General features: G+C 72.5%; 17 protein-coding genes and 1 pseudogene. 9 read left to right on the top strand and 9 right to left on the bottom strand.

Annotation, left to right across the window (positions count from 1 at the left end; genetic code table 11):
* Positions 1-278: 278 nt before the first annotated feature.
* Positions 279-704 (top strand): HIT family protein, encoded by a 426-nt coding sequence (locus ACZ4YY_RS15325; protein WP_468289139.1) that lies wholly within the window; start codon positions 279-281, stop codon positions 702-704.
* Positions 705-785: 81 nt separating this feature from the next.
* Here ACZ4YY_RS15325 and ACZ4YY_RS15320 read toward each other — a convergent pair whose 3' ends face one another.
* From ACZ4YY_RS15320 to ACZ4YY_RS15310, 3 genes are all read right to left on the bottom strand, one after another.
* Positions 786-938: a hypothetical protein gene (locus ACZ4YY_RS15320; RefSeq protein ID WP_468289136.1), complete on the bottom strand. Its 153-nt coding sequence runs from the start codon at positions 936-938 to the stop codon at positions 786-788.
* An 88-nt stretch (positions 939-1,026) separates the two neighbouring features.
* On the bottom strand, positions 1,027-2,001 hold the full coding sequence (locus ACZ4YY_RS15315) for an EamA family transporter (RefSeq protein ID WP_468289134.1): 975 nt from the start codon (positions 1,999-2,001) through the stop codon (positions 1,027-1,029).
* A 445-nt stretch (positions 2,002-2,446) separates the two neighbouring features.
* On the bottom strand, positions 2,447-5,350 hold the full coding sequence (locus ACZ4YY_RS15310; RefSeq protein ID WP_468289131.1) for an FAD-binding and (Fe-S)-binding domain-containing protein: 2,904 nt from the start codon (positions 5,348-5,350) through the stop codon (positions 2,447-2,449).
* A gap of 142 nt (positions 5,351-5,492) precedes the next feature.
* Here ACZ4YY_RS15310 and serC point away from each other — a divergent pair, with 142 nt between their 5' ends.
* Together serC and ACZ4YY_RS15300 are read left to right on the top strand one after the other, a co-directional pair.
* Complete coding sequence (gene serC / locus ACZ4YY_RS15305) at positions 5,493-6,611, top strand: phosphoserine transaminase (RefSeq protein ID WP_468289128.1); 1,119 nt, start codon at positions 5,493-5,495, stop codon at positions 6,609-6,611.
* A gap of 295 nt (positions 6,612-6,906) precedes the next feature.
* On the top strand, positions 6,907-7,473 hold the full coding sequence (locus ACZ4YY_RS15300) for a hypothetical protein (protein ID WP_468289125.1): 567 nt from the start codon (positions 6,907-6,909) through the stop codon (positions 7,471-7,473).
* Positions 7,474-7,729: 256 nt separating this feature from the next.
* Here ACZ4YY_RS15300 and ACZ4YY_RS15295 read toward each other — a convergent pair whose 3' ends face one another.
* The 3 genes from ACZ4YY_RS15295 to ACZ4YY_RS15285 form a co-directional block, all read right to left on the bottom strand.
* Entirely contained in the window at positions 7,730-9,238 is a 1,509-nt protein-coding gene (locus tag ACZ4YY_RS15295; RefSeq protein WP_468289122.1) for a cellulase family glycosylhydrolase, read from the bottom strand.
* 122 nt (positions 9,239-9,360) lie between these two features.
* Positions 9,361-10,194, bottom strand: a complete 834-nt coding sequence (locus tag ACZ4YY_RS15290; protein WP_468289119.1) for an ABC transporter permease — start codon at positions 10,192-10,194, stop codon at positions 9,361-9,363.
* Positions 10,191-11,159: an ATP-binding cassette domain-containing protein gene (locus ACZ4YY_RS15285; protein ID WP_468289116.1), complete on the bottom strand. Its 969-nt coding sequence runs from the start codon at positions 11,157-11,159 to the stop codon at positions 10,191-10,193. The genes ACZ4YY_RS15290 and ACZ4YY_RS15285 overlap by 4 nt, the downstream gene beginning before the upstream one ends.
* A gap of 107 nt (positions 11,160-11,266) precedes the next feature.
* On the opposite strand from ACZ4YY_RS15285, the gene ACZ4YY_RS15280 reads away from it, so the two are divergent.
* The gene (locus ACZ4YY_RS15280; RefSeq protein ID WP_468289113.1) at positions 11,267-12,031 is read left to right on the top strand and encodes a TetR/AcrR family transcriptional regulator; all 765 of its coding nucleotides are present in this window, start codon (positions 11,267-11,269) and stop codon (positions 12,029-12,031) included.
* Between the two features lie 454 nt (positions 12,032-12,485).
* Here ACZ4YY_RS15280 and ACZ4YY_RS15275 read toward each other — a convergent pair whose 3' ends face one another.
* Entirely contained in the window at positions 12,486-13,463 is a 978-nt protein-coding gene (locus ACZ4YY_RS15275) for a WD40 repeat domain-containing protein (protein WP_468289110.1), read from the bottom strand.
* 89 nt (positions 13,464-13,552) lie between these two features.
* Between ACZ4YY_RS15275 and ACZ4YY_RS15270 the strand changes: the two genes are divergently transcribed.
* The 4 genes and pseudogenes from ACZ4YY_RS15270 to ACZ4YY_RS15255 form a co-directional block, all read left to right on the top strand.
* Positions 13,553-14,230 carry an SGNH/GDSL hydrolase family protein gene (locus ACZ4YY_RS15270; protein WP_468289107.1) on the top strand — a complete coding sequence of 226 codons (678 nt, stop codon included), beginning with the start codon at positions 13,553-13,555 and terminating at the stop codon, positions 14,228-14,230.
* A gap of 423 nt (positions 14,231-14,653) precedes the next feature.
* Positions 14,654-15,265 carry a hypothetical protein gene (locus tag ACZ4YY_RS15265; RefSeq protein ID WP_468289105.1) on the top strand — a complete coding sequence of 204 codons (612 nt, stop codon included), beginning with the start codon at positions 14,654-14,656 and terminating at the stop codon, positions 15,263-15,265.
* Between the two features lie 8 nt (positions 15,266-15,273).
* Complete coding sequence (locus tag ACZ4YY_RS15260) at positions 15,274-15,987, top strand: hypothetical protein (protein ID WP_468289102.1); 714 nt, start codon at positions 15,274-15,276, stop codon at positions 15,985-15,987.
* Positions 15,988-16,070: 83 nt separating this feature from the next.
* Positions 16,071-16,253 (top strand): annotated as a pseudogene (locus ACZ4YY_RS15255) (aldo/keto reductase); the annotation flags it as partial.
* Positions 16,254-16,341: 88 nt separating this feature from the next.
* On the opposite strand, the gene ACZ4YY_RS15250 reads toward ACZ4YY_RS15255, so the two are convergent.
* Entirely contained in the window at positions 16,342-17,331 is a 990-nt protein-coding gene (locus ACZ4YY_RS15250) for an aldo/keto reductase (protein ID WP_468289099.1), read from the bottom strand.
* 457 nt (positions 17,332-17,788) lie between these two features.
* Positions 17,789-18,982 carry an FAD-dependent monooxygenase gene (locus ACZ4YY_RS15245; protein ID WP_468289096.1) on the bottom strand — a complete coding sequence of 398 codons (1,194 nt, stop codon included), beginning with the start codon at positions 18,980-18,982 and terminating at the stop codon, positions 17,789-17,791.
* A 121-nt stretch (positions 18,983-19,103) separates the two neighbouring features.
* On the opposite strand from ACZ4YY_RS15245, the gene ACZ4YY_RS15240 reads away from it, so the two are divergent.
* Complete coding sequence (locus ACZ4YY_RS15240) at positions 19,104-19,727, top strand: TetR/AcrR family transcriptional regulator (RefSeq protein WP_468289093.1); 624 nt, start codon at positions 19,104-19,106, stop codon at positions 19,725-19,727.
* Positions 19,728-19,734 lie beyond the last annotated feature (7 nt).

Below are 19,734 nucleotides of genomic sequence, written 5' to 3'. Positions count from 1 at the left end.
ACCAGAGAAACAAGCAAGCATGCTTGCATTATTTCTTGAGACCGTTGAGACCGCTGAGCCGCTGAGGCCGGTGGCCGCCCGGAGCGAGGCGACGGCTCTGGCCGCTCGCCGCGAGGGGACGGCTCTGGCCGCTCGGGAGTGGCGGCTCTGGCCGCTCGGGCACGAGTCGAGGCGGCTCCGGCGGACTTGGGGCCGCTCGGGCGGGAGAGGGGCCGCCGGGCGCGGGGGCGGGGAACCGATTGGCACGCGTCCCGCCTCGTGTGGCAGGGTCGGCGCGCATGGACTGCGTCTTCTGCCGGCTCATCCGTGACGACACCGCGCGCTGGATCGCCCGCACCTGCGCGGCCCGCGCCTTCACTCCGCTGAACCCGCTGGCGCCGGGCCACACCCTGGTGGTGCCCGCACTCCACTACGCGGACGTCTTCGAGACCCCCGCGGACGTTCTCGCCGCGACGACGGCACTGGTGCAGCGCGTGGCGGGGGCCCTGCGGACCGCCTTGGACGCTTCGGGCGTGAACATCCTCAACGCCAGCGGCCCGCACTCGGAACAGTCGGTGCCCCACCTCCACTTCCACGTCGTTCCCCGGTGGAAGGACGACGGAATCTCGACCTGGCCGGCCGGACGTTCCGCGCATCGCGTCACCGGTGATCCGGGAGCGCGGCTCGCCGAGGTGCTGGCGGGCGACGGGGTGGTCAGCGGCTGAGCGGCCGCGAGGGGGGCGACGACGGCTGCGCGGCCGAGCGGGCGTCAGCGGCCGAGCGGGCACGGGTGAGGGGGCGGGGCGTCATACCGCGATGACGCAGTACAGGCGGTGACCGTCGGTGCGGGCCGGGGCGGCGAGTCGGGCGAGGTCCGTCAGGAAGCCGACGAGGCTTTCCGGGAACGTGCCGGGCGGGAACTCCTTGATGCGGGACCAGGGCTCGGCCCGTGGCCGCACGGTGCCACCGGCTGTCGGCCCGGCGCGCCGGCCGTGTCCCGAACCCTCGTCGAGCTTCGTCGCGACCCTGCCTCCCGGAGTCTGCGGCTCATCCGTCCAGCGGCTGCGCACTGCGCCGCCCCGCCTGTGTCCGCACCGCCCCCATGCTCGCCGCGACGACCAGGGCGATCGCGGCGGCCTCCGAGGCGGAGAGGGACTGCCCGAGGACGAGGAAGCCGGCCGTCGCCGCGAGGGCCGGTTCCAGGCTCATCATGATCGCGAAGGTGGAGGCGGGCAGGCGGCGCAGCGCGAGGAGTTCGAGGGTGTACGGCAGGACGGAGGAGAGCAGCGCGACCGCCGCACCGAGACCGAGGGTCACCGGGTCGGCGAGCTTCGCGCCCGACTCGACGACGCCCAGCGGGAGGAACAGCAGGGCACCCACCGCCATCGCCAGCGCGAGCCCGTCGGCCTGCGGGAAACGGCGCCCGGTGCGCGCGCTGAAGACGATGTACGCCGCCCACATCGCGCCGGCGCCCAGGGCGAAGGCGACACCCACCGGGTCGAGGCCGCCGAAGCCCCCGCCACCCAGCAGGAAGACGCCGGCGAGGGCCAGCGCCGCCCAGACCAGGTTGACCGCCCGGCGCGAGGCGAGGACGGACAGGGCCAGGGGACCGAGGACCTCCAGGGTGACCGCGGCACCGAGGGGGATGCGGTCGACGGCCTGGTAGAAGAGGCCGTTCATCCCGGCCATGGTGACGCCGAAGACGACGACCGTGCCCCAGTCGGAGCGGGAGTGACCGCGCAGACGGGGCCGGCAGACGGCGAGGAGCACGACGGCCGCCACCAGCAGCCGGAGCGAGACCACGCCGAGCGCGCCGGCGCGGGGCATCAGCGTCACCGCGAGGGCGCCGCCGAACTGGACCGAGATCCCGCCGGCGAGGACCAGCCCGACGGGCCCGAGCGCGGCCCGGCGCCCCGGGCCGCGCCGGGCCGTCGTGCCTGTCGCGGCCGGCCGGGCGGAGGTGGCGGTGTCGGGGGTGCTCACGGGCCGTCCTGGGGTTCGAATCAGAGGGATGTGTCTCATCATGCGTTCATCACGATGCACTACCGAGTCCAGAGTAGTGACCTGAGACAGGTGTGTGAAGGGATGACGCCACTGACCTCGTACCGTCTCGCATGCCGGACGGACACCCGTCCGCCTCCGACCCCGGGTCACTCCCGGCCGCCGCGCGGGAGCCGCCTCCGCGTCCACTCTTCGGCCGCCCCGAGCCGACCCCGGGTCACTCCCGACCGCCGCGCGGAAGCCGGTCTCCGCGTCACTCTTCGGCCGCCCCGAGCCGACCCCGGTCACTCCCGACCACCCCGGAACCGGTCACTCCCGGCCGCACCGGAACCGACTGCGAGTCACCGTTCGACAACCCCGGAACCGGTCACTCCCGGCCGCACCGGAACCGACTGCGGGTCACCGTTCGACCACCCCGGAACCGGCCGCAGGTCCCTCCCGGCCGCCCCGGGACCGACCCGTCACGTCACCTCTCCTCTTCCTCCAGTTCCGCTGCCAGCACCTCCGCGAGATGTCGGGCCCGCACGCCCGCCAGGTGCTCCAGCTGGGTCCGGCAGGAGAAGCCGTCCGCCAGGACCACCGCGTCGGCCGGGGCCTCCCGTACCGCCGGCAGCAGCCGTTCCTCCGCGCACGCCACGGACACCTCGAAGTGCCCCTTCGTGAACCCGAAGTCGCCCGCGAGACCGCAGCAGCCGCCGCTCAGCTCTCCGGTCAGGCCCGCGGCGTCGCGCAGCCGGCGTTCAGCCGCGTCGCCGAGGACCGCGTGCTGGTGGCAGTGGGTCTGACCGGCCGCCGGGCGGTCCAGGCGGGGCGGTCTCCAGCCGGGGGCGTGCCGCTCCAGGGTTTCGGCGAAGGTGAGGACACGGGCGGCGAGCCGGGCCGCGCGCGGGTCGTCGTGCAGCAGCTCGGGCAGGTCGGAGCGAAGGGCGGCGGCGCAGCTCGGCTCCAGGACGACGACCGGGGCGTCCGCCTCCAGCACCGGCTCCATCAGGTCGAGGGTGCGGCGCAGCACCGCGCGCGCGTGGTCGAGCTGGCCGGTGGAGACGTAGGTCAGCCCGCAGCAGACCCGGTCGCGGCGGGCCGTCAGCAGGCGGGCCGCGGCCCGGGAACGGCCGTCCCCGACCGGCCGGCCCCGCAGCCGCAGGGTCGGCGGCAGCACCACCCGCAGCCCGGCCGCCTCCAGCACCCGTACGGCTGCCCGGCCGACGGACGGCGCGAGGTGCTCGGTGAAGGTGTCGGGCCACAGGACGACGAGGTCGCCCGCCTCCCCCGGGCGCGGCCGGCGCCGGTGCCACCAGCCGCTGAACGTCTCCCGCGCGAGCCGCGGGATCCGCCGCTGCGGCGCGATCCCGCCGAGCCGCTTGGCGGCCGCGGCGAGCGGCCCGGCCGAGACGAGCGCGTTGACCACGACGGCCGCGCGGGTGCGGCGGGCCCAGCGCAGCCACTGCGGCAGCCGGCCCATGGCGTAGTGGGCGGCCGGGCGGCGGCGGCCCGCGTAGTGGTGGTGCAGGAACTCCGCCTTGTAGGTGGCCATGTCGACCTCGACGGGGCAGTCGGAGCGGCAGCCCTTGCAGGACAGGCACAGGTCCAGGGCCTCGCGCACCTCCTCCGACCGCCAGCCGTCGGTGACCAGTTCGCCGGCCAGCATCTCGTGCAGCAGGCGGGCCCGCCCGCGGGTGGAGTGCTCCTCGCGGCCCGTCGCCCGGAACGACGGGCACATCACCGCGGGCCCCACCGCCGTCGTGCGGCAGGCGGCGACGCCGACGCAGCGGCGGACGGCGGCGGAGAAGTCGCCGCCGTCGCCCGGGTAGCCGAACGCCACGTCGACGGGCTCGCGGGGCAGGACCGTGAAGCGCAGATCGCGGTCGAGGGGCGCGGGGCGGACCAGCATGCCGGGGTTGAGCAGGTCGTCGGGGTCCCAGAGCGCCTTCGCCCGCTCGAACAGGCGCACCGTCTCATCGCCGTACATGCGCGGCAGCAGCTCGGCGCGGGCCTGTCCGTCGCCGTGTTCGCCGGACAGCGAGCCGCCGTGCGCCACCACCAGGTCGGCCATTTCCTCCGAGAAGCGGCGGAAACGGGCGACGCCTGGGGCCGTGAGCAGGTCGAAGTCGATGCGCACGTGCACGCAGCCGTCCCCGAAGTGCCCGTACGGCGTGCCGCGCAGGCCGTGCGCGGACAGCAGAGCGCGGAAGTCCCGCAGGTAGGCGCCGAGCCGGGCGGGCGGAACCGCGCAGTCCTCCCAGCCGGGCCAGGCCTCCGAGCCGTCCGGCATGCGCGTCGCCGTGCCGCTCGCGTCCTCACGGACGCGCCACAGGGCGCGCTGCCCGGCGGGGTCGGTCACCACGGCCGCGTCGACGACGTCCGCCGCCCGCACGATCGCCTCCGCACGCGCGCGTGCCTGCGCCTCCGATTCCCCGCCCGTCTCCACGAACAGCCAGGCACCGCCGCGCGGCAGCAGTCCCGTCGGCGACGGCACCAGGTCGGCCGCCATCCCCTCGACGGTCAGCGGCCCTCCCCCGCTGCCGGCTGCGCCCCGGCGGGGGGACCGCCGGGGCGACAGGCCGGCCGCGGCCTCGGCGGCGGCACTCTCGTCGGCGTACCCGAGAACCGCGAGCGCCCGCGCGGGGGGTGCCTCGACGAGGTCGACGACCGCTTCCGTCAGCACGCCGAGCGTGCCCTCGGAGCCGCAGAAGGAGCGGGCCACGTCCGCGCCGTTCTCGGGCAGCAGCGCGTCCAGCGCGTATCCGGAGATACGGCGGGGCAGGTCGGGGAAGCCGGTGCGCAGCCGCGCCAACTCGCCCTCGACGAGGGCCCGCAGCCCTTCCGGCGCGCCGGACCACTCCCGCGCCGGCCGCAGGCGCCGTCCGCGCGCGGTGACCACGGACAGCTCCCGCACGCTGTCGGCGGTCGTGCCCCAGGCCACCGAGTGCGCGCCGCAGGAGTTGTTGCCGATCATGCCGCCGAGTGTGCAGCGGCTGTGGGTGGAGGGATCGGGCCCGAACCGCAGGCCGTGCGGGGCGGCCGCCTCCTGGAGCCGGTCGAGCACGAGCCCCGGCTGCACGACGGCGGTCCGGGCCCGCGGATCCAGGGCGACCAGCCGGTTCATATGGCGGGTGAAGTCCAGCACCACGCCCGTGCCCGTGGCCTGTCCGGCGATCGACGTGCCCCCTCCGCGCGGGACCACCGGTACTCCCCGTGTCCGGCAGACCTCCAGCACCGCCGCCACGTCCTCGGCGTCCCGCGGCGCGACGACGCCCAGCGGGACCCTCCGGTAGTTGGACGCGTCCATGGTCACCAGCGCCCGGGCCATGACACCGAACTCCACGTCACCCCGGACGGCCCCGCGCAGTTCCCCCTCGAGATCTGTCATGCGTCCAGGATGCACCCCGTCACGGACAGTGACGGTCGCCCGCGTCGGGGCGTGGATCCGCACAGGTCCAGGAGGTGGAGATCTCGTCTCATCGAACGGACATGTTTCCGCCCCGTTTCCCCCTCGGGATAGCCTGCGCCTCGTGGCTGAGATCCGGATTCCTGCTGACATCAAGCCCGCCGACGGTCGATTCGGCGCGGGCCCCTCCAAGGTGCGGGTGGAGGCGCTGGACGCCCTGGCCGCCACCGGCACGTCCCTCCTCGGCACCTCCCACCGCCAGGCCCCGGTCAAGAACCTGGTCGGCCGGGTGCGCGAGGGCATCGCCCAGCTGTTCCAGCTCCCGGACGGCTACGAGGTCGTCCTCGGCAACGGCGGCTCGACCGCGTTCTGGGACGTCGCGACCCACGGCCTGATCGAGAACAGGTCGCAGCACCTGAGCTTCGGCGAGTTCTCCTCCAAGTTCGCCAAGGCCGCCAAGCTCGCCCCGTGGCTCGCCGAGCCCACCGTCATCTCCTCCGACCCGGGCACGCACCCCGACCCCGAGGCCGAGGAGGGCGTCGACGTCTACGCCTTCACCCACAACGAGACCTCGACCGGTGTCGCGGCCCCGATCCGTCGGGTCGCGGGGGCCGACGAGGGCGCGCTGGTCCTCGTGGACGCCACCTCCGGCGCCGGCGGCCTGCCCGTCGACATCGCCGAGACGGACGTCTACTACTTCGCCCCGCAGAAGTCCTTCGCCTCCGACGGCGGCCTGTGGATCGGCGTCTTCTCGCCCGCGGCGATCGAGCGCGCGGAGCGCGTCCACGCCTCCGGCCGCCACGTCCCGGAGTTCTTCAGCCTCCCCACGGCGATCGACAACTCCCGCAAGAACCAGACGTACAACACGCCCGCGCTCGCGACGCTCTTCCTGCTCGACCAGCAGCTGGAGTGGATCAACGGGCAGGGCGGCCTGGACTGGTCGGTGCGCCGCACCGCGACCTCCGCGCGCACGCTGTACGGCTGGGCCGAGGACAGCAAGTACGCCAGCCCCTTCGTCACCGACCCGGCCAAGCGCTCGCAGGTCATCGGCACGATCGACTTCACCGACGAGGTCGACGCGGCCGCCGTCGCCAAGGTGCTGCGCGCCAACGGCATCGTCGACACCGAGCCCTACCGCAAGCTCGGCCGCAACCAGCTGCGCATCGCCATGTTCCCGGCGATCGACCCGGCGGACGTCGAGGCCCTGACGAAGTGCGTGGACCACGTGATCGAGAAGCTCTGATCACATCCGCACCGCCTCGGAGGGGCGCCCGGTGGCCACCACCGGGCGCCCCTTTCCGTCCCCCGGCCCGGTCGGTTCTTCTCCGTCGACGGGCCGGTCGGCGCGGGCCGACCGGAGTGCACGGGTCTACGTCTGCGGGCTGACAGCGGGGCACCGGCACTTACGCATTCCGGTTGACCGTGTTCATGCCACGGCTGGACGGCGAGGGCGGCGGCCCGCGGAAGCATGGACGTGTCGCGAGGCGCCGAAGGGTAGCGCCCGTCCGCGCGACGTCCCCTCCCCAGGAGCGTGTCGCATGTCCGTGCCCATCACCTCCACCGTCCCCGTCGGCGGCGCCCCCTCACCCGCACCGGTCACCGGCCGGGGCCGGACGGTTCCCGGTGTGCCGGCCTGGGCCCGGCGGGCCGCGACGGTGGTCGTCTGGCTGTCGTTACCGTCGGCGGCATGGCGTCTGGCCGTGGTGCTCGGCGTTCCGCTGGGCCTCGGTCGGGCCGAGTACGACGCGATGCTGGTGCCCGGCTGGGGAGTGCTGTTGCTGCCCCTGCTCTCGCTGGCCCAGGAGGGCCTGGCCTGGCTGACGCTCGGGCTGGTGCGGCCGTGGGGCGAGGTGTGGCCGCGGTGGATCCCGGGCCTCGGCGGCCGGCCGGTCCCGGTGGCGGCGGCGGTCGTGCCGGCGGCGTTCGGCGCGCTCGCCTGCACGGTGTACGGGGTGCTGCTCGTGTGGACGACCCTGCACGGGCAGATGGACATCACGCCGTGGGGCAACTGGCTCCTCATCGCCTGCTACCTGCCCCTGGTCGCCTGGGGACCGCTGCTGGGCGCGGTGACCGCGCACTACCACCGCCGCCGCACGCGCGGCTGACGCCCGCACGCACAGGGTCGCTCGCACGCGCGGGGGCGCTCGCACGCGCGGGGGCGCCCGCACGCGCAGGGAACCCCGCACGAACAGGGGCGCCTGGCTCCCACCGGGCGCCCCTCCGTCACGCAGCCGAGCAGCTCACGCAACCGAGCAGCTCACGCAACCGCGTAGCTCACGCCACCGGGCAGTTCACGCAACCGAGCAGTTCACGCAACCGCAGAGCTCACGCTCCGAACAGCGCGCAGCCGAACAGCTCACCTCACGCGGCCGAACAGCTCATGCTCAGCGCACCCCCGCCCCCCGGCGCTCCGCTGAACCCGAAGCTCGTGGACGCCCCGGCGGCCAGCGACCCGTTGTGGGCGGCGTTCGTCGCCGTCACCGTCGTGCCGGTCTGGGTGTACGACGCGTTCCACATGCTCGTCACCCGCTGGGATGCGCTCCAGGTCCAGGTGACCTTCCAGGAGGAGAGCGCGGCCGTACCGGTGTTGGTGACCTTCACCTCTGCGTTGAAGCCGCCGCCCCAGTCACTGCTGACGGTGTAGGCGGCGGCGCAGGCGGCCGTTCCGCCGCCGGGACCGCTGGGACCGCCGCCGCCCGGCTCGAAGCCCGGCGCCTTGATGCTCGCGAGGTAACCGTTCTTCACCGTGTCAACGGTCGACCAGTCGTCCTTCAGGATGCCGCCCGTGTCACCGGAGTTGGGGTTCCACGACCAGAACGTCCAGTGGAAGGAGTCGCCGCCGTACGTCGACGTCGGACGGAGGTAGTCCACCAGGGCCGCCAGCCAGCGCTGGTCCACGGTCGACTGGAGCGTGGTGCCGAACTCGCCCACCCACACCGGAGCGATGTTCTGCTTGAAGATGTAGCCCCAGTACCTGTCCCAGATGCCGGGCATGTTGGCCGGGAACGACGGGTCGTTGAACCAGCTCTGCTGGGCCACGCTCGTCGCGTAGTCGTGGGCGGAGTAGACGAGCCGGTCGGCGACGGCGAGGCGCACGGGGTACTGGGCGACGCCCATCAGGTTGCCGCCCCACCAGCCGGAGACGCCGTTGAAGCTCTGCACTCCCTCGACGAAGACCAGCAGGTCGGGGTTGACGGAGAGGACCGCGTTGCCGGCCCGCTCGGCGGCCAGGCGCCAGTCCCTCGCCGTGTCGCCGCAGCCCCAGCAGGCCGGGTCGTGCGGCTCGTTGTGCAGGTCGATGCCCACGACCGTGGGGTTGCCGGCGTAACGGCCCGCGAGCGCCTTGAGGTTGGCGATCCACGTGGACTCCGGCACCGCCGAGGTGTACCAGAGCGCGGACTGGCCGGCCGCGTCCGGGCGGTGCCGGTCCAGGATCACCTTCAGGCCGGACCGACCGGCGTACCCGACGATCCGGTCGAGCACCTGGAGCGAGGTCAGTCCGGCCAGGTCGGCGTTCTTGCCGTCGGAGAAGTTGATGCTGTCCGGCATCGCGCCGGGCTTGAGGATGTCGTCGCTGTACGGCATGCGGAGGGTGTTGAAGCCCAGCGACCTCATCTGGTCGATCATGCTCTTGTAGTCACGGGCCCACAGTCCGTGGACGACGCGGTTGGAGGTCTCGAAGCCGAACCAGTTGATGCCGGCGACCCGGACCGGCTGTCCGGCCGCGTCCAGGATCTGCCGGCCGCTGGTGTGCCAGTAGCCCGCTCCGGGCGCGGCGGCGGGCGCGGCCTGGGTGGAGTGCGCGCCGGCCAGCGGGATCAGGAGCGCCGCGGCGGCAGCACACAGGGCTCTGCGCAAGCTGCGGAACATGTTGCTGCTTCCTCTCGGGAGGTGCGGGCCCGGAACGAGTGGGAGCGCTCCCACCACCCCGCACCTCCCAGGAAACTGTCACTTCATGACCACGTCAAGGATCTCGGCGGGATCAGCGCGCTTCAGCGGCTCAGCCTCTGGAACCTGCGGACCGCGAGCGGCAGGAAGACCACCGTCAGCACGACCGGCCACAGGCCCGCCATCAGCAGCGCGTGCTGCTCGACCCAGGAGTCGCCGCCGACCGGGTTCCCGAACAGCTCGCGGGTGGCGGCGGCCGTGGAGGAGATCGGGTTCCAGGCGGCGACGACGCCGAGCCAGTCGGGCATGAGCTGGGGCGCGACGAAGATGCTGGAGATCATCGTCAGCGGGAACGCCACCGCGAACAGACCGCCGGCCGCCTCGGGGTTGGGCACCAGCAGGCCCAGCCACACGCCGATCCAGATCAGCGCGAACCGCAGCCACAGCAGCAGTCCGAAGGCACCGAGGAAGCCCCAGCCCGCGTCCGGGCGCCAGCCCATGGCGAACGCGGTCAGCATCATGATCGCCAACTCCGCGCAGGCCGCGAGCAGATCGGTGATCCCGCGTCCGGCGACCACCGCGGAGGAGGCCATCGGCATGGAACGGAACCGGTCGATGACGCCCTTGGTGGAGTCGTGGACGACCAGCGTGGCGGTGTTGATGAAGCCGAACGCCATGGTCATCACGAACATGCCCGGCATCAGGAAGTCCTTGTAGTCCCCGCCGCCGGGCACCTGCATGGCACTGCCGAAGACATAGCCGTAGAGCAGGACGGAGAGGATCGGGAAGCCCAGCTGCCAGGCGATGTTGACGGGCTGGCGCTGGTAGTGGGTGAGGCCGCGGCGGACGATGTTCCAGCAGTCGGCGAGCGCCCACAGGGCCCGGCCGCGTGCCGTGTCGTGCGCACTCGACGGCGTCAGGTCGACGGTGGTGGTCATGCCGCTTTCTCCGCTCGGTCGGTCCGGTGTCCGGTCAGCCGCAGGAAGACGTCGTCGAGGCTCGGCCTGCGCAGTCCGATGTCCTCGACGGACACGCCCTCGTCCTGGAGGGTGCGGGCCACCTCGGTGAGCGCGGCCACCCGGTCGGTCACGGGTGCGTGCACCCGCAGTTCGTCCTCGTCCGCCTCGGGTTCGCCGTCCGCGACGCGGGCGACGACCTTCACCACCTGCGGGATGTCCGCCCGCTCCGTGACCACGACCTCGACGCGGTCGCCGCCGACACGGTCCTTCAGGCCGTCCGGGGTGTCGTCGGCGATGGCGCGGCCCTGGTCGATGACGGTGATCCGGGAGGCCAGCCGGTCGGCCTCCTCCAGGTACTGGGTGGTCAGCAGGACGGTCGTGCCGCTCGCCACCAGGGCCCGGACGGACTCCCAGACCTCACCCCGGCTCCGCGGGTCGAGCCCGGTCGTCGGCTCGTCGAGGAAGAGGACGGCCGGGGCGAGGATCATCGACGCCGCGAGGTCGAGGCGGCGCCGCATGCCGCCGCTGTACTTGCCCACGCCCCGGTCGGCGGCATCGGTCAGGTCGAACTGTTCCAGCAGTTCGGCGGCCCGCAGCCGCGCCCGCTTCCCGCCCAGGTGGAACAGCCGGCCGAACATCTCGAGGTTCTGCCGCCCGGTGAGCACCTCGTCCACGGCGGCGTACTGCCCGGTGAGGCCGATGCGGGCCCGTACCGCGCGCGGCTGCCGGGCCACGTCGAGGCCGTCCACGCTCGCCCGCCCGCCGTCCATCCGGATCAGCGTGGACAGGATGCGGACGGCGGTGGTCTTGCCGGCGCCGTTCGGCCCGAGCAGGCCGTGCACGGTGCCCTGGCGGACGCTCAGGTCGAAGCCGTCGAGCGCGCTCTTCTCGCCGTAGCGCTTGTGCAGTCCCTCGGCCCGGACCGCGAGTCCGTCGTCGGTCATGGGTCCCCCTTCCGATGAGTGAGTACGTCTCCCCGGTAACTGAGTACAGCGTACCCGATTAAGCGTACGCCGTACTCGATTTCCCGGAGCGGAACTAAACTGCCCTCATGAGCGGCACGGAGACCAGCGGCAGCGGCGACATCGCCAGGACCCTCGAACTGCTGTGGGACACCGGCAGGCGCCCCAGCCGGGGGCCGAAGCCGGGGCTGACGCTGGAGCGGATCGTGGAGACGGCCGTCACGGTCGCCGACCGGGAGGGGCTCGACGCGGTCTCGATGCGCCGGATCGCCAACGAGCTGGGCACCGGCGCGATGTCGCTGTACCGGTACGTCCCCGGCAAGGACGAGCTGCTCCACCTCATGCTGGACCGGGTCCAGCGCCCCTCCGAGCACCCGGCCGACCTCGGCGGGGGCGGCTGGCGCTCCGCCCTGACGGCCATGGCGTACGCCACGCTCGCCCTCTACCGCCGCCACCCGTGGCTGCTCGGCGTCAACCAGAGCCGCCCGGTCCTCGGCCCGAGCGCGGTCGAGGGGATGGAGCAGATCCTCACCCGCGTCAAGCCGATGGGCCTGTCCGACCCGGAGCTGCTGTCGGTGATCCTCCTGGTCGACAACTACGTCATCGGGGCCGTGCGGAGCCAGGTCTACCTGGCGGAGGCGGAACGGAAGTCGGGGATGACGGACGCCCAGTTCTGGGCGGCCCAGTCACCCATGCTGGAGGAACTCATGGCCTCCGGCCGCTACCCGGCCATGGCGTCCCTGTCGGAGGACACCTTCAGCGCCGACTTCGACCACTTCGCCTTCGGCCTCCACCGCATCCTGGACGGCCTGGAGAGGCTGGTGGACGAACGCGGGGCGGGCCGGGACGGGTAGGGGCCTGACCCGAGGGCCTTCCCGGCCCTGCCCCCGGACGCGTCCAGGGCTCACTTCCGCCTCGGTGCCGACCCCACCCAGGGCTCAACCCCGATCCCACCCAGGGTTCAGCCCCCGAACCGACCCGGGCTTCACACCCGGCCCAGCGCCCGGACGCCGCCTCCCGGTCTCACCCCCGGGCCGGCCCTCGATCCCCACCCAGGGCTCAGCCCCGATCCCACCCAGGGCTCAGCCCCCGAACCGACCCGGGCTTCACACCCGGCCCAGCGCCCGGACGCCGCCTCCCGGTCTCACCCCCGGGCCGGCCCTCGATCCCCGCCCAGGGCTCAGCCCCGAAACCCGCCCAGGGCTCAGCCCCGATCCCACCCAGGGCTCAGCCCCCGAACCCGCCCAGGGCTCACCGCTGACTCAGCCCCCGGCTCACCCCTGACTCGGTCCCCGACCCGCCCCCGGCTCAGCCCCGCCGGAACAGGCGGCGGAGGCCGAAGAGGGCTGCGCAGGCCACCGCCAGGGCGAGGGCGCCCGTCTTGACGTCTCCGCTCAGGCCCTCCTCGCCGCCCGGGTCGGAGGCGGCCGAACTGCCGCCGCCCGAGGGGGCCTTCGGGCTCCCCGACGCACCGGGGGCGTCCTCCGCCCGGACCGGGCTGTCGACACCCTCGGTGCCGTACATCAGTTTCGAGCCGTCGGGCGAGTAGCTGACGGACTCGCCCTGCCGCTGCAACGGCACGTCGAGCCGCTCCAGCCGCCGCGGGCTGCCGTCGTTCCAGTCGTAGAGGATGCCGCCGAAGTAGCCGCGCACGGCGAGGCGCGCGCCGTCCGGGGAGAGGGCGGCATCAGTGGCCCACAGGTCGATGGGAGCGACGGGCCGGTAGACGTTCGCGCCGGACGCCGAGAGCCGCTCCGGCCCCGCGTAGAGGTGACCGCCGTCCTCCTGCTTGTCGATGATGTAGACGCGCCCGGTCTTCGGGTGGACGACGAGCGACTCGGCGTCGCGCGGCCCGTCCGAGTACTTCACGACGTACTGGGTGGCGCGGACCGTCTGGTCCTTCAGCGTGGCCGGCTCGGGCAGCCGGTAGATCCACACGTGGTCCCAGACGACGCCGTCGTTGTCGCCGATGTCGCCGACCCAGATCTGGTTGTCCGGGCCGATGGCGATCGCCTCCACGTCACGGGGGGTGCCCACACCGGCCAGGGTGATCGTCGCGACGGTCCTTCCCGTGCCGCTGTCGACGGCGTAGAGGTAGGCGCCGCTGTCCTGGTCGTTGTGCGTCCAGTAGACGCCGGGGTGCTGCCGCGAGGCGGCCAGGCCGCTGGACTCGGTGATGCGGGGGTCCGCGATCGTGAAGCTCCGGTCGCCGTCGGCGGCGGAGGCGGGCGCCGCGAGGGCGGCCACGAGCAGGGCCCCGGCAAGGAGGGCGAACGGTCGGCGCATGCCCCAAGCCTGCCACCCCGCCCGGCGTTCCCGAGGGTCGTGGCGGGCCTCACACCCCACGTGCCCCGCCGATCCCGCATGATGAGCGGATGCTCAGGATCATGCCCGTCGGCGACTCGATGACGATCGGCAGCGCGGGCGAGCACACGTGGCGCTACCGCATGTGGCGCCATCTGTGCGCGACGTACGGCGGCCCCTTCACCCTCGTCGGCCCCCGCGAGACGCTGCACGACAAGACGGCCGACGCGCCCACGTCGTACGCGTACGCCGACCCCGACTTCCCCCGCCGCCACCTGGCCGGCTGGGGCGAGGGCTGGCTGCACATGGTCCCGCTGATCGGCGAGGCGGTGCGGGAGAGCCGCGCGGACGTTCTGCTGGTCTCCCTGGGCCTGATCGACCTGGGCTTCTACACGAACGCCGAGCAGACGGCCGAGAACGTGCGGGCCTTCGTCGCCGAGGCGCGGGCGGCCCGGCCGCGGGTGCGGACAGTGCTGCTGCCGGTGATCCCCAACGTCCGCGCGAGCGACGACGAGGACTTCGCCGCGCAGGTCACCCGCTTCAACGAACTCCTGGCGAAGACGGTCGCCGACCTCGACGAGCCGGCCTCCCCGCTCCTCCTCGCCGCGATCCCGGCCGCGTACGACATCCGCGCCGACACCTACGACGGCACCCATCCGAACGCCGACGGAGAGCACAAGCTGGCCGCCGCCTTCGCGGAGGCGATGTACGAGTGGTGGGGCCTCGGCGGCCCCTACGAGCAGGCCTGAGCCCGCGCCGGCGCCCTCGCCCCCAGCGTCGGTGCGGCGGGAACGCGGGTGCGAACGTTTCCAGCCGAGTCGCACCCTGTTCATCCTTCCGTTTCCCGGCCGCACCGCCGATGCCACGTGGCGCTTCGAGGGCACGGCCACCGGTTCCGCGCCCCTGGCTCTTTCCCGCCATCCGTGCTGCGGCCCCTGATGCCGGTGATGCAGGTGTGCCTAGAGTGACCGACCTCCGGGCCGGTGCGGACTGACCACCGCACACCCGCCCGGGTTGAACGCGTCCGGGGGGAGCGCTCATCTGACGTGCCGTCGTCATCCGGCCGTCCTCTCCTCGCTGCGCGATCCGTGCGACGAGACAGGGGAGACCGCATGCGCAGGCCAGGCACACCGGAAACCGAACGAACGACGCCCCGGCGGCGTCGTAGAGGCATGGTCACCGTCATCGCCGCAGCGGCCGTCGCCGGCCTCGCCAGCCCGCTGGCGTGGTCCGCCGTCACGGACAACATGGCGCCCACCGGGATCCGCGACTTCTGCCACAAGGGCGGGCCGGGGGCCGGCAGCGGCCGGACGCCCTGCCGGACCGACAACCGGGACGTGGGCATGTACCGGCAGGGCACGCTCAGCGCCGCGCAGAAGACCCGCGTGGACGGCGTCATCGACGCGCACTTCGCGCCCACCGACCTCGTCCTGAAGTGGGACGGCACCCCCACCTACAGCGGTGGCTCGGAGACCGACTTCATCTACCAGGTGGGGAAGGTGGCGAAGGGCAACGACGAGATCGTCGGCCGCGCCTGGTGCGACGACCCCAACGAGGGCACCTACACCTGCGACCAGACGTACATCCGCATAGAGAACGGCTACCTCACCAAGAAGCGCATCTGCCACGAGACCGGACACGCCGTGGGCCTGCTGCACGGCGAGGACGCCAGCCCGGCCCTCAACAACAAGGACCAGCGCCTGGGCTGCCTGGTCACCCCGTCCGACGACGGCACCGAGGGCCTCGGGTCGAACAACCGCGAACACATCAACGACGTCTACTAGGAGCCGGGATGCCCGACAAGAGAAGCATCATCGGCGGCATCGCCGCGTTCACCGTCGCCGCGGGCCTCGCCTGGGGCGTCACCCTGAGCACCGACGACGACTCCGCCGCGTCCGGCACCCGGACCAGCCCCATCGAGGCCGACGACATCGCCGCCTCGGAGACCGCCGGCGACTGGACCGCGAAGGCCGACCACGTCATCGCCTACACCGTGCTCTCGGAGAAGGAACTCCCGATGAGCGAGGAGGAACAGCAGGCCGGTGAGGGGTTCATCGGCCGTGAACTGACCGTCCGCGTCGACCGGATCATCTGGTCCGACCCCCAGGCCGCGCGGCAGGCGCCCGCGGTGAACTCCACCCTCGTGCGGCACGCCGACGGCTGGACCGTCCACGAAGGCGGCGAACGCCTGCCGGTCGTCTATGAGGACCGTCCGACGATGCAGGTCGGCCACTCCTACATCGAGGCCGTCTGGTGGCAGACCGAGGGCCCCGACGGCACTCCGCTCCCACCGGACTGGAAGGGCCTCGGTGAGGGGTCGAAGCTGCCCTTCGACGGCGGGGTGATCGGCAAGGGCGAGAACGAGGGCGAGACCGTCTCCCCGGCCGGCTTCCGCGCCATGGAGGACGAGCCCGGCGCGCCCACGCTGGAGGAGCAGATGGCGGGCCGCACCGCCTCCGACCTGGCCGCCGCCCTCACCGCCGCGACACCGGCAGCGACCGGCTGAGCCCTGGCGGGGAGGCCGTCGCGGGCGACGGCTCGCGCCGGCCTCCCCGCCCCGGGGCGGCCTGGGGGACCAGGCCACTTGCCTTGGGTGGACTCCAAGACGCCGGCTTGGCGACCATGAAGTACACGCAGCTCGGACGCACCGGACTCAAGGTCGGCCGACTGGTCCTCGGGACCATGAACTCCGGCCCGCAGACAGACGAAGCCGACAGTCACGCGATCACGGACGCGGCACTGGACGCGGTCATCAACTTCTTCGACACGGCGAAGCGGGCATTTCCTCAGTCGTGAGCGTGCAGTGACCGCCGCCCCTGCGGAGGAGCGGCGGCCGCCTTGGGCACGGCGGCCCGGTCGATCACCAGGCGAATGCCTCCGGAGAGGGCCCCGGACCAGGGAAGATCTTGTCGAGAGCCGCCAGAAGCTCCTCCGGCAGCTCCAGTTCGACCGCCCGCAGCGCGGAGTCGAGTTGTTCGGCGGTGCGCGGGCCGACGATCGGGCCGGTCACGCCCGGGCGAGTGAGCAGCCAGGCCAGGGCAACCTCGCCGGGCTCCAGGCCGTACTTGTCGAGCAGGTCCTCGTACGCCTGGACCTTGTCCCGCAGCGCGCTGTCGTTGAGCGCGTCGGCGGCACGGCCGGAGGCTCGGCGTCCGCCCTCGACCTGCTTCTTGATGACCCCGCCGAGCAGCCCGCCGTGCAGCGGCGACCAGGGGATGACGCCGAGCCCGTAGTCCTGCGCCGCCGGGATGACCTCCATCTCGGCGCGCCGCTCGCAGAGGTTGTACAGGCACTGCTCGCTGACGAGCCCGATCGCGCCCCCACGCCGGGCGGCTGTCTCGTTGGCCTGGGCGATCTTGTACCCGGGGAAGTTGCTGGACCCCACGTACAGGATCTTGCCCTGCTGGACCAGGACGTCGATGGCCTGCCAGATCTCCTCGAACGGAGTGTTCCGGTCGATGTGGTGGAACTGGTAGACGTCGATGTAGTCGGTCTGGAGCCGCTTGAGCGAGCCGTCTACGGCCCGCCGGATGTTCACGGCCGACAGCTTGTCGTGGTTCGGCCACGCCTCGCCGTCCGTGCCCATGTTGCCGTACACCTTGGTGGCGAGGACGACCTTGTCGCGACGCCCGCCCTTCGCGAACCAGTTGCCGATGATGCTTTCGGTACGGCCCTTGTTCTCGCCCCACCCATACACATTCGCCGTGTCTACGAGATTCAGCCCCGCATCGAGCGCCGCGTCCATGATCGCGTGGCTGGTGACTTCGTCCGTTTGGGGACCGAAGTTCATGGTGCCGAGGACCAGTCGGCTGACCTTGAGTCCGGTGCGTCCGAGCTGCGTGTACTCCATGAGACCCCAGCCAACGCCTTCGAGTCCGCTCAAGGCAAGCATGACCGCGCCTCAGCTCCGACACCGCTGTCCATGCAGGAGAACGCACCTGCCACCGGGCCACTCGGGGCCCGAGGTTCATACGACAACGCGCATAGTCGCGTGCACGCATGGACGCGCCGCGTCACCCCCCTCTACCGTCGTGGGCAGGCAGCCCAACCGGGGCGGTAGCAAGGGGATTTGGCATGTCCGAGCCTTCGGCACTCACCCGTCTCACGGGCAACGGCAATGGCGCGTGCGGAAGCTGAGTGACAATCACCAGCGCGGGCTGACCGCGCTGTTGGTCGAATGTCGATCCGTACGGCACCTTCCGGCAGGAGAAGGACAAGCGCCTCGACCTTGGGCCCCTGGCTGTTCCCCGCCCGCGGCGCGCCACCGAGGACGTGGCACAAGCAGCGCGATCAACCCCCCGCGAAGGTCAGAGTCGTGAGCCACGGGCCCGGGAGTCTCCATCCGTCCGGATGGTCAGCAGTTCGCCGCAGTCGTGGGTGTAGAGCCAGGCTGTGGCCTTCTCGTAGAAGAGGCGGACCGCCAGCGGCATCACCAGGTCGCGTATCCGCCGGGTGAGCGGGCCTGCCGTCTTGGCGTCGCGGTTGTCCGAGGCGGCCTTGACCATCTTGGCGACACGGGCCGAGCGGGCGGCTTCGTACGCCGAGAGGGCGGCCGCCACCGAGGGCTCCGCGGCCAGTGACTGGGCCAGGACGAGTGCGTCCTCCAGGGCCATCGACGCGCCCTGGCCCGCGCCGACGGGGTGTCCGGCGTCGCCGAGGAGTGCGATGCGGTCGTTGTGGCGGACCGGGACCGCGTCGAGTTTGTGCATCAGGGTCGGGCGGTGCAGTTCGGTGGTGGCCTTGAGGATCGCGGTCGGCAGTTGTTCGTGCCGGTGCAGTTCGCCGAGGCGGTGCAGCCATTGCGCGTCCGTGAGGGCGAGATCCGGCTGTGCGGGGCAGGCGACCTGGGCCGACCACCAGACCTTGCCGCCGGGGGCGGCGAGGTGGATGAAGGCGCCGTTGCGGGTGAAGGTCATGTTGAAGACACCAGGGTCGGTCTCGATGCCTTCGGCGATGCCCGAGATGCTGTAGAGGCCGGCGTACTCGGGGATGGGCGCGTGCGGGTCGAGCAGTGACCGGGTGGCCGACCAGATGCCGTCGGCGCCGACGAGCAGGGACGCCTCCGCCGTACGGCCGCTCGCGAAGACCGCCCGTATCCCTGCCTCGGTGGTGACCGCGTCCACCAGGCGCTCACCGGTGACGATGCGCGCCCCGGCCGCCAGCGCCTCCGCGCGCAGCGACGCGACCAGCGTGCCCCGCATCAGGGTCACGCTGTGCAGCTCGTCGCCGCTCAGCCGACCCCGCGGCACATCACCCAGGAGCTTGCCCGAGCTCGACCACATGCGCTGGCCCGGCACGTCGATCCCGGCCCCCCGAACCTGCTCCAGCACGCCAAGGGAGCGCAGCACCCGCAGGCCGTTGGACGCCAGACTCAGGAACGAGCCCACCTGACCGGCTGGGTCGGCGTACGCCTCGTAGACCGTGACCTCCACACCGATGCGCCGCAGTGCGATCGCGCCGGCTGCTCCGGCCACTCCGCCGCCTATGACGATGGCAGTCATGTGCCCTCCCTGATCTCCCGACTCCATGAATCTATGTTCAGTGAATTTAGATTCATCGAACTGCGGTTCACTATGATGGGGGCGAGAGCGACACGTCAAGCGGAAGAGGAGCGCCGGGGGCATGGGCGTACGCAGGGAGCAGGCCGCCGGGACCGAGGCGGCACTGAAAGAGGCGGCGCGGCGGCTGTTCGCCGAGCGCGGTTACCTCGACACGAAGATCACCGACATCACCCGCGAGGCCGGTCGCGCCACCGGCTCCTTCTACGCCCATTTCGCGGACAAGAACGCCCTGCTCCAAGCGCTGATGCAGGACATGGGCACGCAGGCCGACGCGGAGATCGGCGCGGACGGCCACCCGGCCGACCACGATCTGACCGACGGCAGGCAGTTGCGCGAGCATCTGGCCGTCACCTGGCGGGTGATCCGCGACCATCTGCCGGTGGTCGCGGCCCTGATTCAGACGAACTTCGCCGGCCCGCCCGGCGAGGGCCGCGCCTGGGCGAGCCTGACCGGGGAGACGGGCACCCTCCGCGACCACCTGGAGTGGCTCCGCCGACGGGGTCACCCGCTCCCGGGCGACCCCGAGCTCGTCGCCGCGGCCATGGGGGCGATGGTCTCGATGCTCGGCTACGCCGTCATCACCGCGGGGGAAGGCGGCCCGCAGGTAACCGACGAGGAGATCGTCGACACCCTCACCGCCCTGCTACTGCACGGCCTGGCCGGACCCCCGCCGAGCACCGGCTGACCGGCCG

It is taken from the genome of Streptomyces sp. NPDC030143 (assembly GCF_055573695.1).
This window is presented reverse-complemented; position numbering and strand designations above follow the sequence as displayed.